The organism is Mycobacterium parmense (assembly GCF_010730575.1).
Classification (GTDB): domain Bacteria; phylum Actinomycetota; class Actinomycetes; order Mycobacteriales; family Mycobacteriaceae; genus Mycobacterium; species Mycobacterium parmense.
Map to the genome: position 1 here is coordinate 2,830,029 of NZ_AP022614.1, position 11,894 is coordinate 2,841,922.

An 11,894-nucleotide genomic window follows, 5' to 3' on the forward strand; every position below is an offset into this window, starting at 1 on the left:
TCATCCCGTCCCGCCCGACGTGCGCGGCACCGGCAGCCGGCGCAGCAGCTCTGCGATGACGTCGGCGCCCTGGATCTTTCGCACCCACATCTCCGGGCGCAAGGTGATCCGGTGGGAGACGGCGGCGATGGCCAGCGCCTTGACGTCTTCGGGAATCACGTAATCGCGGCCGAGCAGCAACGCGCGGGCGCGGGCGAGCTGCACGAGGTCGAGCTCGGCGCGCGGGCTGGCGCCGACCGCCACCTGCGGATGGTGCCGCGTGGCGTTGGCCAGCGACACCACGTAGTGCAGAACGTCCTCGTGCACGGTCACCTGCTCGACCGATTCGCGCATCGCCAGCAGATCGTGCGCGTCCACGACCTGGTTGACCGTCGGTTCGGCCGAGCCGCGTTCGAGCCGGCGGCGCAGCATCGAGGTCTCGTCCCGCTCGGACAGATAGCGCAGTTCGAGCCGGATGGCGAACCGGTCGAGCTGGGCCTCGGGCAGCGGATAGGTGCCCTCGTACTCGATCGGGTTGTCGGTCGCGAGCACGATGAAAGGCTGTGGCAGCCGGTGGGTTTCGCCGTCGATGCTGACCTGCCCTTCGGCCATCGCCTCCAGCAGCGCCGCCTGGGTCTTGGGCGGTGTGCGGTTGATCTCGTCGGCGAGCAGCAGGTTGGTGAAGATCGGTCCGGCCCGGAACGCGAAGCGCCCCGACTGCATGTCGTAGATCGTCGAACCGAGCAGGTCGGCGGGCAGCAGATCCGGCGTGAACTGCACGCGGGTGAACTGAAGGCCCAGCGCGGCGGCGAACGACCTGGCGATCAGCGTCTTGCCGAGGCCGGGCAGGTCCTCGATCAGGACATGGCCGCGCGCCAGGACCGCGGTGAGGATGAGCGTGAGCGCGGACCGCTTGCCCACGACCACGCGCTCGATCTCGTCGAGCACCGCCTCGCAGTGCGCGGTGGTGGTCGCCGCCGGCAGCGTCATGTGTGCCGCCCCGTCATGTCTGGTTGTGTCATACCTGCTCCAGCCTCGTCAGGATCTCTTCCAGCGCCGCGCGTCCGGGCCCGGGCCGGCGATCGTCGCTGCGCGTGATGTTGTTCGGGTTGACCCACTCCCACAGCTCGGCGCCGAAGAGCACGCGGCCGGTCGCGTGATATGCCGCTCGGTCCTTGGATTGCTTCTGCCCCGTTGCCATCTCGTAGCGGCGGGCCAGCATCGGACGCAGGTGCCGGTCCCAGTCCGCGCGCGTGGAGTCCGACCACCGGACGGTGGTCGCGGTGTTGGACAGCCAGCGTCGCAGGGCGTCCCCGGCTTCGTCGGTGACCGGCTCGGGCTCGAACCGGGCTGCGCGCTGCAGGACCCGGCGGACGTTGAGCAGCACCAGCGCCAGCGCAACGCCCGAGGCCACCAGCACGAACCGGCGATCACGCAGCACCAGCATCAACAGCTCCATCCCGACGATGAGGCAGACACCAAGCGCGATGAGCCTGTTCATGCCACGCTCCTGGTCTGCAGCTCGTCGAGGACCAGCCGAAGGACCTGCGCCGCCAGGTCGCGGTGGCCTTCGTTCATCACGTGCGGGCTGAATCGCGCCTCGGCGAAAAGGTTCACCAGCTGCACGGCGTTGTCCCCCCCCAGCGCATGACGCTCGACCGCGCGGGCCAGCACTTCGGTCGGGGTGTCGAAGTCCTGCGGGACGGCGCCGGGCACGCGCGCGAGCTCGCGCTCCATGGCGGCGTAGCAGGCGATGATCGCCTCGCGCGGTTCGCGGCTGAGGTCGGTCATCTCGGCCAGTCCGCGTTCGGCCGCCCGCGCGAGGGTCTGCGAACGCGTCGGCGGCGGTGTCGGGAGTGCGGCTTCCTCGGCGGCGGGGGCGCTCGGGACCGCCGCACGCCGGCGCCGCCGCGACAAGACGACGGAGCCCGCGACGATCATCAGCATCGCCGGTACGGCTGCGGCGAGCAGGATCCCGAACATGTCGCCGCCGTCGTTGCGGTGCGGGGGTTTCGGCGCCGGCTGCGCGGGGGCGGGCGCCGACGGCGGAGGGGGGGCGTCGGTCGGGGGCGCCGACGGATTCAGGGCGTGACCCGTCACAAACCGCGACAGCACCACCACGAGCAGCAACCAGGCCGCAAGCAGCCCGGCTCCGATGAGCACGACGCGCCAGCTGGGGCGCCCGCTGCCGGTGCCCAGCATGCCGGACAGGTCCTGCGACGGCGGCAGCGGCGCCCGGGGGTCCCTCAACCGCACGATGATCGCGACCGCCAGCACGGCAAGCGCCCCGCCCAGCGCGGCAACCACGAAGATCAGCGCCGCCCGGCTGTTGCCGGGCTCGGTGTGCAGGGGCCGGTCGTCGGCCGGCAGGTGTCCGTGCAGCGCGGCGGCGGTGACGATCAACAGCGCGATCACCACGGCGACACGCCGCGTAGGTCTGTCCGTTCCAGCCATTGCCACACCATCCGACCGGCGCCGTCGGGCCGCCGGCTTTTCTCATCCTGACACGGCCGGCCGCGCGTTATCCACAGTCGGCTATTCCTCCACAGATGCAGGTCGACGGGCATCGTGTCGAGATCAACCACGCTCACCACCCTCAGAAGCTTTTGCGGGGGGATGCCGACCCGCCGGGGCCGCCCCAATCGCGGTCGGCGCCGCTCTGGCCGCGTGGCCGTCGCCGTGCCAGACTCACCGTGTGCCGCCATATCGGGATGTTGAAGAATTCAACGATCGCGCCCCACGGTACGACGGCGGCTGGCGCGGCAGGTTGCACCATGAAATCTCCGATCGCACAGCGGCTCTGGCCGTATCGACTGCGGCCGCTCCGCACCGGGTGCTCGACGTGGGCTGCGGGACGGGCTATCTGCTGCGCACGCTCGCGGGCCGCTACCCGATGGCCGAGCAGCTCTCGGGCATCGACGCAGCCCCTCAAATGGTCGCAGTGGCAGAGGGATCCGCCGAAGATCGACGCCTGACATTCTCACTCGGCGTGGCTGAACACCTCGATTACGCGGACGACACCTTCGACCTCGTCGTCAGCACCACCTCGTTCGACCACTGGACCGACCAGCAGGCGGGCCTGCACGAGTGCGCCCGGGTGCTGACCCCCGGCGGTCACCTCGTGCTGGTCGACCAATTCTCGTGGTGGCTCACGCCGACCCTGTTCACCAGTCGCCGGGCGAAGGCCCGCACCCGACCCCGCGCCGAGCGGCTACTGCGGCGGGCGGGGTTCGGATCCCTGCAATGGCACAGGCTGCATGCCGTCATCATCAACGCGGTCACCGCGCGCACGCCGCCCTAATCGCGGCTGAACGGCCGGAAGCTGCCGTCGAGCACCTGCAGATGCCCGATGGTGCGGCCGGTGACCTCGGCGGGGTCCACCAACGCCAGTTCGACCGCTGCGCGGGCGAATTCATCGGCCGCGGCGGTTTCGTCGAATTGCCGACCGTAGAACGCCAACCCCGGCGTGAGGATCGGCTTGGACGGCGAGAGGGCGTTGACCGCGACGTGGTGGTCGGCGAGATCGTAGGCCGCGCATTGCGTGAGATGCTCGAGCGCCGCCTTGGATCCGCCGTAACCGGGCAGCACACCGCCGCCGCGGTCGGGGTAGGGGCCGTCGCCGGGCAGCCGCGCAGCCAGGGAAGTGATGTTGATGATGGAGCCACCACCAGACTCGATCATGTCGGGACACACCATCTGCATCAGCTCGTAGGCGGCGAACACCGCGATCTCGAAGTGCCGGCGGTACGCGGACAGCGGGATCCGGACGAAGCCCGGCCAGCCGGGTTTGTCGCCGGAAGCCTTCGCGGGCGTGGTGCGCGGCTGCGCGCCGGGATCCGGCGGCCGTCCGGGCGCCGTGAATGCCGCGTTGTTGACCAGGACCGTGATGGGCCCCAACGTCTCTCGCGCCTCAGCCACCAACCGCGCGATGTCGTCGCGGTCGGTCAGGTCGGCACGGATCGCGACCGCGCGCCCGCCCGCCGCCTCGATGTCGGCGACCGTCTCACCGATCGTTCCGGGCAGGCGTTCGTCCCATACCCGCTCGGTGCGGCCCACCACGGCCACCGCCGCGCCCTCGGCCGCCAGCGCCAGGGCGATCGCGCGCCCCAGGCCGCGGCTGCCGCCGGTGACGATCGCCGAGCGGTCCGCGAGCCGCCTCGTCATCCCGTCACCCCGTGCACGACGATCGCGGTGGTCTGCTCCACCCACTCCTCGCCCAGCGCCTCACCCGGGCGCAGCAGCATCCGTAGCATCGTCGCTCCCCCGATCAACTCGATCAGCCGGTCCGGGTTCACGTCGGGATGGGCCTCGCCCCGGTCCACGGCCGCGCTCAGCCGCAGTCGCACCGCGGTGAACAGGTCGGTGAAGCGTGCCATCACCCGGGCGTTGAGCGCGGGATCGGCCGTCATGTCGGCCACCAGGCCGGGCAGCGCCGCGCGGACGACCGGGGTGGTGAACACGTCGCGGGTGGCCTCGATCATCATGTGCACGTCGGCGGCGATGTCGCCGGCGGGCGCCTCCAGGGCGGTGGGTGCCGTCGGGAAGGCGGCCTCGTGCACCAGCTCCGCCTTGCTGGACCACCTGCGGTACAGCGCCGACTTGGTGGTGCCGGCGCGCTCGGCGACCGCGGCCAGGCTCAGGTTCGAATAGCCAATCTCCACAAGCAGTTCCGCGGTCGCGGACAGGATGGCCGAGTCGATGCGCGGATCCCGGGGTCGGCCGGCGCCGGGGGCCTTGTCAACGGCGGACACGTCTGCTTTCATAACGCTACCTACCGTATCGTAATTACCGCGCTGCGGCCTCGACGCACCCGCAGAAAATGGAGGCACCCGTGGCTACTGAACCGGCGATCGACGAAGTCGACCGGATACAGCGGTCCAGCCGCGACGTCTCGACCCTACCGGCGGTGATGTCGCAATGGCTGTCGACCGTCCTTCCCGGCGGGGCCAAGCCCGACGTCACCGTGGAAAGCGGCGTGGACGCCACGGGCATGTCGTCGGAGACCATCATCCTGACCTCCCGCTGGCAGCACGACGGCCGGCCGGTCACCGAGAGGCTGGTGGCCAGGGTGGCACCCGCCCCCGAGGACGTGCAGGTCTTCCCCACCTACCGGCTGGATCACCAATTCGACGTGATCCGCAAGGTCGGCGAGCTCACCGACGTCCCGGTGCCACGCGTGCGCTGGCTGGAGGCCACGGGGCAAATCCTGGGCACCCCGTTCTTCGTCATGGACTACGTCGACGGCGAGGTGCCGCCCGACGTCATGCCGTACACGTTCGGCGGCAACTGGTTCGCCGACGCGCCCCCCGAGCGGCAGCGCGCACTGCAGGACGCGACCGTCGGGGTGCTCGCCAGGCTGCATTCGATCCCCGATGCGCAACAGACGTTCGGCTTCCTCAGCGAGGGCGCCCCCTCCGGCACCGCGCTGCGCAGGCACTTCGACTGGGTGCGGTCCTGGTATGACTTCGCGGTGCCCGACATCGGCCGCTCACCGCTGCTGGAGCGGACCTTCGAATGGCTCGAGGACAACTGGCCGGCCGGCCCGGACGCGAGCCCACCGGTGCTGCTGTGGGGCGACGCGCGGGTGGGCAACGTCTTGTACCGCGACTTTGCGCCGGTGGCGGTGCTGGACTGGGAGATGGTGACGCTCGGGCCCCCCGAGCTGGACGTGGCGTGGATGATCTACGCGCACATGGTGTTTCAGGAGCTCGCCGGCCTGGCGGGGCTGCCCGGCCTGCCCGGGGTGATGCGCGAGGACGACGTGCGCGCCACCTACCGGGAACTCACCGGCGTCGAGGTCGGCGACCTGCGCTGGTTCTACGTGTACTCCGGGGTGATGTGGGCGTGCGTGTTCATGCGCACCGGCGCGCGCCGCGTGCACTTCGGCGAGACCGACAAGCCCGACGACGTCGAATCGCTGTTCTACCACGCCGGGTTGATGAAGCGTCTCATCGGGGAGGGCCAGTGATGCTGGGCCCGCTCGACGAATTCCCGGTACACCAGATCCCGCAGCCGATCGCCTGGCCGGGCTCCTCGGACCGCAACTTCTACGACCGCTCCTACTTCAACGCCCACGACCGCACCGGCGACATCTTCGTCATCAGCGGAATCGGCTACTACCCGAACCTCGGCGTCAAGGACGCGTTCGTCCTCATACGTCGCCGGAGCCGGACGGCCGGCGACATCGGACTGAGCGACACCCAGACCGCCGTGCACCTGTCCGACTCCATCGACCAAGACCGGCTCAACCAGCACGTGATGAGCTACCGCATCGAGGTCGACGAGCCGCTGCACAAACTGCGGCTGATCCTCGACGAAACCGAGGGCATCGCCGCCGATCTCACCTGGGAAGGCCTGTTCGGTGTCGTGCAGGAACAGCCGCACGTCCTGCGGTCCGGCAACCGCGTCACGCTCAACGCGCAGCGCTTCGCCCAGCTGGGCGCCTGGAGCGGACGGATCGCCGTCGACGGCGAGGAGATCGCGGTCGACCCCGCCACCTGGATCGGCAGCCGCGACCGCTCCTGGGGGATCCGCCCGATCGGGGAGCCCGAGCCGGCGGGACGGCCCGCGGACCCGCCGTTCGAGGGCATGTGGTGGCTGTACGTGCCGATGGCGTTCGAACAGTTCGCGATCGTGCTGATCATCCAGGAGGAGCCCGACGGCTTCCGCTCGCTCAACGACTGCACCCGCATCTGGCGTGACGGCCGCGTCGAGCAGCTCGGCTGGCCGCGGGTGAAGATCCACTACCGTTCCGGCACCCGCATCCCGACCGGCGCGACGATCGACGCCACCGCGCCCGACGGCACCGCGGTCCACTTCGACGTGGAGTCCAAGCTGCCCGTCCCCATCCACGTCGGCGGCGGCTACGGCGGCGACTCGGACTGGCTGCACGGCATGTGGAAGGGCGAGAAATTCAGCGAGCGGCTGACCTACGACATGACCGACCCGGCGATCGTGGCTCGCTCCGGGTTCGGCGTGATCGACCACGTGGGCCGGGCGATGTGCCGCGACGGCGACAACGATCCGGTGGAGGGCTGGGGCCTCTACGAGCACGGCGCGCTGGGCCGCCACGACCCGTCGGGCTTCCCCGACTGGCTGACGGTGGCCCCCTAGTTCTGGGCGTTCGACCCCCGGTGGGGTTCACTAGACGACGTGACACCGCCGCGGATGGCCGACGTCGTCGTTGTCGGCGCGGGCTTCGCCGGCCTGTCGGCGGCGCGCGAACTGGTCCGCCAGGGTCAGGACGTGGTGGTTTTCGAGGGCCGTGACCGCGTCGGCGGGCGCTCGTTCACCGGCAACGTCGCCGGACTGCCCGCCGACCTGGGCGGAACGTTCGTGGGACCCACCCAGGACGCGGTGCTGGCGCTGGCGGCCGAACTCGAGATCCCGACCGAGCCCACCCACCATGACGGCAGGAATGTGATCCGCTGGCGGGGCTGGACGCACTCCTACCGCGGCACCATCCCCAGGCTGTCGCTCACCGGGCTGGTCGACATCGGGCGGCTGCGGTGGCAGTTCGACAGGATCGCCCGCGGCGTCCCGGTGGCGGCCCCGTGGAACGCGCGCCGCGCCCGACAACTGGACGGCGTGTCGCTCGGGGGGTGGCTGCGCTCGGTGCACGCCACGGCCTCGTCGCGCGACCTGCTGGCCATCGTGGCCCGGGTGACCTGGGGTTGCGAACCCGACGACGTGTCGATGCTGCACGCCGCGCGCTACACGCATGCGGCCGGCGGGCTGGACCGGCTCCTCGACGTCGAGAACGGCGCCCAGCAGGACCGGTTTCCCGGCGGCACCCAGCAGATCGCCGAGGCCGCGGCCGCCCAACTGGGCGACCGGGTGATCCTCGAAGCCCCGGTCCGGCGCATCGACCGGCATGGCTCGGGCGTCACGGTCGTTTCCGACGCCGGCAAGACCGAGGCCGGCTTCGTCATCGTCGCGGTCCCGCCGGCCCACCGCGGGTCGATCGAGTTCGATCCCCCGCTGCCCCCCGTGTACGGGCAACTGGCCGGGCATTGGCCGCAGGGCCGGCTGAGCAAGGCCTACGCGGCCTACGAAACCCCGTTCTGGCGGGACGCCGGGTTCTCCGGCCAGGCGCTGTCCGACGAGGGACCCGTCTTCATCACGTTCGACCTCAGCCCCCACACCGACGGACCCGGCATCCTGATGGGTTTCGTCGATGCGCGCGCCTTCGACACACTGCCTTGCGAACAGCGCCGCCGTGACGCGTTGCGTTGCTTCGCAACGCTTTTCGGCGACGACGCGCTCAAGCCTCTCGACTACGTGGATCATTGCTGGGGCGACGAGGGCTTCGCGCCGGGCGGTCCCACGGCGGCGGTGCCGCCCGGGTCCTGGACGCGGTTCGGGCCGTGGCTGCGCAAGCCGGTCGGGCCGATCCACTGGGCGGGCACCGAAACCGCGGACGAGTGGACGGGGTTCCTCGACGGCGCCGTCAGGTCCGGACAGCGGGCGGCCGCCGAGGTCCTCGCCCGCCTATGAGCTGATCCGGCTGATCCGCACGTCGTCGGCCACCGATTCGGCCAGCGCCCGCAGGTGGTGGCTCACGTCGTGGGGCCGCTCCAGCATCGAGCAGTGGCCGCCCGGCAATTCGACCAGGCCGACGACGTTGGGCGCGGTGCGCGCGATCCTGCGGGACTGGCCGATCGGCGTCAGCCGGTCGCGTTCGCTGCCGATGACCAGCGTCGGCACCGTCAGGCCGTCCAGGTCGAGATGCCGCGAGCCCAGCGCGTCGACGAGCGTCCTGGCGCACCCGGCGCGCCCCGCGGGCGGGGTCCGCTCGAAACACTCACAGACCAGCCGCGCGACGCCGGGGTCGGCGTCGCGCCCCACCGCCAGCATCGCCACCAGGTAGCGGCTCGGCAGCCGGGCCGCGTACGGGATTGGGAAGCCGCCGAAGGTGGCGACCAGGCCCCGGCCGGCCAGCACGCGCGCCGGCGACAGCCCGCGTGGCACCGGCAGCAGCTGCACATTACGCAGCAGGTCGCCGCTGGTGGTGTTGATCAGCGCGACGGCCGCAGCGCGCCGGCGGACCCGGTGCCGGTAGCGCGCCGACCACGCGGCGATCGTGATGCCGCCCATCGAGTGCCCGGCCAGCACGGCGCGCTCGTGCGGGGCCAGCGTCGCGTCCAGCACCGAATCCAGGTCGCAGGCAAGCAGTTTCAGACTGTAGCCGCCGCGCCGCGGGACACCGCTGCGCCCATGGCCGCGGTGGTCGAACGCGATCACCCGGTAGTCGCCGGCCAGGTCGGCGATCTGGTAGGCCCAGGCGCGGATGGCGCAGGTGATGCCGTGTGTCAGCACGATCGGGTAGCCATCTGGCGGTCCGAACACCTCGGCGTGCAGCCGGGTGCCGTCGGCCGCGCGGACGCTCAGGGTGCGACTCGGCGGGAGGATGTCGGGTATCCGGTCGACGGTGCGTCGTCGCGCGCTCATCAACGCTCCCCCCTGACAAGCGGCTCCGCTGCCGCAAGGTTGCACCGAGTTTAGCCCGACATCCCGTTCGTTTCAGGCAAATCCGGCATCCCGCGTGTGAGACTGGGCGCCGTGTCCCCGATGTCCCGTCGGGACTTCCTCGCGGCGACGACGAGCGTGGTCGGCGGCGGGCTGGTGGACGCGTGCACGCCGGCCCGCCCCTCACAACCCGGCCCGGTCCTCGTGGTGGGCGCCGGCATGGCGGGGCTCTCGGCGGCACGCAGCCTGGCCGACGCAGGGTGGCCGGTGCGGGTGATCGAGGCGCGTGACCGGATCGGCGGGCGGGTCTGCACCGACCGCGGTTGGGGAACGCCGCTCGAGATGGGCGCGTCGTGGATCCACGGGACGACGGGCAACCCGTTGGTGGAGCTGGCCGGCCGGGCGGGTGCGCAGCTGATCACGACCGACTACGACGGTTGGGCGGACCTCGCGGTCGATCCCGTTCTGCAGCCGCTGACCTACGACCGGGGCCGGTGGCGCGAATTCGTCGAACGGGCCCGCGCCGTGGTCGACGGCGGGAGCCTGGCTGCGGCCGTCGGCGCGGCGGCGGACCGCGAGGCGCTGTCCGCGCGCGACCGCGTCCAGCTGGCGTTCTACGTCACCACCGAGATCGAGGACGAGTACGCCGCCGGCGCCGCACAGCTTTCCGCGACCACCTTCGACAAGGGCGAGTACGCCGGCGGCGATCAGGACATCGTGGCCAACGGCTACGACGCGCTGCCCCGGGTGCTCGCCAAAGGTCTTGCGGTCGCGTTGAATACGCCGGTGACCGCGGTCGTGCAGCGCGGCGATTCCGTCGTCGTGCGATCCGGTGACCGGTCCTTTCGGGGACGGGCGGCGATCGTGACCGTGCCGCTCGGTGTGCTGAAGTCCGGCGCCATCGCCTTCGATCCACCGCTGCCCGACGGGCACGCCCACGCGGTGCGGGTGCTGGGATTCGGCGTGCTGTCCAAGAGCTTCTTCCGGTTCGACCGGCGAACGTGGAGTCAGGACAACGCCTTCTACCAATACCTCGATGCCGGCGGCGGCCCGTGGGCGCAGTGGTTCACCATGCCGGGCGCCGCGGGCCCGATCGTGTTGGCTTTCAACGCCGGTGACCGTGGCCGCTGGGCGGAGGCATGTCCGTCCGGCGACCTGATCAGCAGCGCGCTGCCCGTCGCGCGGCGGCTGTTCGGCAACGGCGTCTCGCTCACGGAGGTCAGGTCGTCGAAGTGGGCCGCCGACCCGTATGCGTTGGGCGCCTATTCATTTCATGCCCCCGGCTCGGGCCTGGCCGACCGCCGCCGGCTGCAGCAGCCGATCGGCGACCGGCTCTACCTGGCGGGTGAGGCCGTCGGGGTCGACAATCCGGCGACGGTCACCGGAGCCGTGCTCAGCGGGCGCCGCGCCGCCGCCCGGCTGATGGACAGCTTGGGCGCCTGAGCAAACGTCGGGAACGCCGGCCGGCGACGCTATCGGACGGCCGACTCCAGCGACCTGGCGCAGGCGTCCAGGATGGCGGTGAAGCTGGTGCACAGCAGCCGATGACTGAGCGCCTCCAGCAGCTTGCCGCCCGCCCAGGCCGGATGCGTGTAGTGGCTCAGCCAGTCGACGTGCGTGCCGCCGGAGTCGGCGCCCGATGCGGTGAACGTCCCCGATTGGGTGAACGTCCCCGATGCGGTGAACGTCCCCGACGCGGTGAACGTCAGAGTGCCGCCCTCGTGGTCGAACGGGGGGAAGGACTTCAGGATGAGGTAGGAGTAGCTGTGCGGCCGGTCGTATGCCGTGATCTGCTCGCGGAACCACATCCCCGGCCCGATCACCTGGCGCAACGCGCCCTTTCCCGGTCCCGGCGAATCCCGGGCGTAACCCGCGCGCAAGGCCAGCGGCGCGGCGGCCAGGTTGACCGGATCGGCCAGCCAGTCGAAAACCTGCTCCTGCGGCGCGGCGATCGTTCGCCCCAGGTGAATCTCGACCATCAGGTCATGCTAGACGTCACCGGTCCGACCGCGGGCAGCCGGCACGCCACCGGTCACGCTGCGGTTCGTGCTGCCGGGCGGCTCCCCGGACGACGCGCCGGCGCGCCCGGATGGCGTCTTGCGCGCGCCCGAGGGCGTCGGGGACCGAATCGGCCAGGGGCAGGCCGTCGGCGGGCGTGACCGAGATGAGCCGGTTCAGCGCCCTACCCCCGATGACGTTGTAGTGCAACCGGTCTCGCCGGTGTTCCTCGTCGAGGACGAGTAGGGCGTGCAGACCCGCGCTGCCCAGAAACTCCAGCCGGCTCAGATCCAGGATCAGCGGAGCCTTCAGGCGCGAGAAGCGGCGGATCTCGGCGGCCACCGCCTCGGCATTGGCCGCGTCGATCTCCCCCTCGATGTTCAGGACGGTGGCCACTCTGAGTGTGTGAACGCGCAGTCGGGCACCCCCGCAATCGATTTGATAGCGAC

The 11,894-nt window shown here is 71.1% G+C and carries 13 protein-coding genes; 5 read left to right on the forward strand and 8 right to left on the reverse strand.

From position 1 onward, the window contains the following. The 3 genes from G6N48_RS12895 to G6N48_RS12905 are packed head-to-tail and all read right to left on the reverse strand — an operon-like array spanning nucleotide 1 to nucleotide 2,433. On the reverse strand, nucleotides 1-969 hold the full coding sequence (locus G6N48_RS12895; RefSeq protein ID WP_085267804.1) for an AAA family ATPase: 969 nt from the start codon (nucleotides 967-969) through the stop codon (nucleotides 1-3). A 28-nt stretch (nucleotides 970-997) separates the two neighbouring features. Next, on the reverse strand, nucleotides 998-1,480 hold the full coding sequence (locus G6N48_RS12900) for a hypothetical protein (RefSeq protein WP_085267803.1): 483 nt from the start codon (nucleotides 1,478-1,480) through the stop codon (nucleotides 998-1,000). Next, nucleotides 1,477-2,433, reverse strand: a complete 957-nt coding sequence (locus tag G6N48_RS12905) for a DUF4129 domain-containing protein (protein WP_085267802.1) — start codon at nucleotides 2,431-2,433, stop codon at nucleotides 1,477-1,479. The genes G6N48_RS12900 and G6N48_RS12905 overlap by 4 nt, the downstream gene beginning before the upstream one ends. Nucleotides 2,434-2,674: 241 nt before the next feature. Between G6N48_RS12905 and G6N48_RS12910 the strand changes: the two genes are divergently transcribed. Beyond that, nucleotides 2,675-3,280 (forward strand): class I SAM-dependent methyltransferase, encoded by a 606-nt coding sequence (locus G6N48_RS12910; RefSeq protein ID WP_161494175.1) that lies wholly within the window; start codon nucleotides 2,675-2,677, stop codon nucleotides 3,278-3,280. On the opposite strand, the gene G6N48_RS12915 is transcribed toward G6N48_RS12910, so the two are convergent. Both G6N48_RS12915 and G6N48_RS12920 read right to left on the reverse strand, forming a co-directional pair. Continuing rightward, on the reverse strand, nucleotides 3,277-4,143 hold the full coding sequence (locus tag G6N48_RS12915) for an SDR family NAD(P)-dependent oxidoreductase (protein ID WP_085267801.1): 867 nt from the start codon (nucleotides 4,141-4,143) through the stop codon (nucleotides 3,277-3,279). The genes G6N48_RS12910 and G6N48_RS12915 overlap by 4 nt on opposite strands. After that, complete coding sequence (locus G6N48_RS12920; RefSeq protein WP_085267800.1) at nucleotides 4,140-4,742, reverse strand: TetR/AcrR family transcriptional regulator; 603 nt, start codon at nucleotides 4,740-4,742, stop codon at nucleotides 4,140-4,142. The genes G6N48_RS12915 and G6N48_RS12920 overlap by 4 nt, the downstream gene beginning before the upstream one ends. Nucleotides 4,743-4,810: 68 nt before the next feature. On the opposite strand from G6N48_RS12920, the gene G6N48_RS12925 reads away from it, so the two are divergent. The 3 genes from G6N48_RS12925 to G6N48_RS12935 are packed head-to-tail and all read left to right on the forward strand — an operon-like array spanning nucleotide 4,811 to nucleotide 8,475. Continuing rightward, a complete protein-coding gene (locus G6N48_RS12925) occupies nucleotides 4,811-5,947 on the forward strand; it encodes a phosphotransferase family protein (RefSeq protein ID WP_085268051.1) in 1,137 nt (378 codons plus the stop codon). Then, the gene (locus G6N48_RS12930) at nucleotides 5,947-7,092 is read left to right on the forward strand and encodes a hypothetical protein (protein WP_085267799.1); all 1,146 of its coding nucleotides are present in this window, start codon (nucleotides 5,947-5,949) and stop codon (nucleotides 7,090-7,092) included. Before G6N48_RS12925 ends, G6N48_RS12930 begins: the two co-directional genes overlap by 1 nt. A 54-nt stretch (nucleotides 7,093-7,146) precedes the next feature. Next, nucleotides 7,147-8,475: a flavin monoamine oxidase family protein gene (locus tag G6N48_RS12935; protein WP_085268050.1), complete on the forward strand. Its 1,329-nt coding sequence runs from the start codon at nucleotides 7,147-7,149 to the stop codon at nucleotides 8,473-8,475. Here the strand turns inward: G6N48_RS12935 and G6N48_RS12940 are convergent. After that, the gene (locus G6N48_RS12940) at nucleotides 8,470-9,429 is read right to left on the reverse strand and encodes an alpha/beta fold hydrolase (protein ID WP_085267798.1); all 960 of its coding nucleotides are present in this window, start codon (nucleotides 9,427-9,429) and stop codon (nucleotides 8,470-8,472) included. The genes G6N48_RS12935 and G6N48_RS12940 overlap by 6 nt on opposite strands. A gap of 111 nt (nucleotides 9,430-9,540) precedes the next feature. On the opposite strand from G6N48_RS12940, the gene G6N48_RS12945 reads away from it, so the two are divergent. Beyond that, a complete protein-coding gene (locus G6N48_RS12945; protein WP_372511272.1) occupies nucleotides 9,541-10,890 on the forward strand; it encodes a flavin monoamine oxidase family protein in 1,350 nt (449 codons plus the stop codon). A gap of 29 nt (nucleotides 10,891-10,919) precedes the next feature. Here G6N48_RS12945 and G6N48_RS12950 read toward each other — a convergent pair whose 3' ends face one another. Further along, nucleotides 10,920-11,426 carry an SRPBCC family protein gene (locus G6N48_RS12950; RefSeq protein ID WP_085267797.1) on the reverse strand — a complete coding sequence of 169 codons (507 nt, stop codon included), beginning with the start codon at nucleotides 11,424-11,426 and terminating at the stop codon, nucleotides 10,920-10,922. Between the two features lie 16 nt (nucleotides 11,427-11,442). Then, on the reverse strand, nucleotides 11,443-11,841 hold the full coding sequence (locus G6N48_RS12955) for an STAS domain-containing protein (RefSeq protein WP_179969873.1): 399 nt from the start codon (nucleotides 11,839-11,841) through the stop codon (nucleotides 11,443-11,445). Nucleotides 11,842-11,894: the final 53 nt, after the last annotated feature.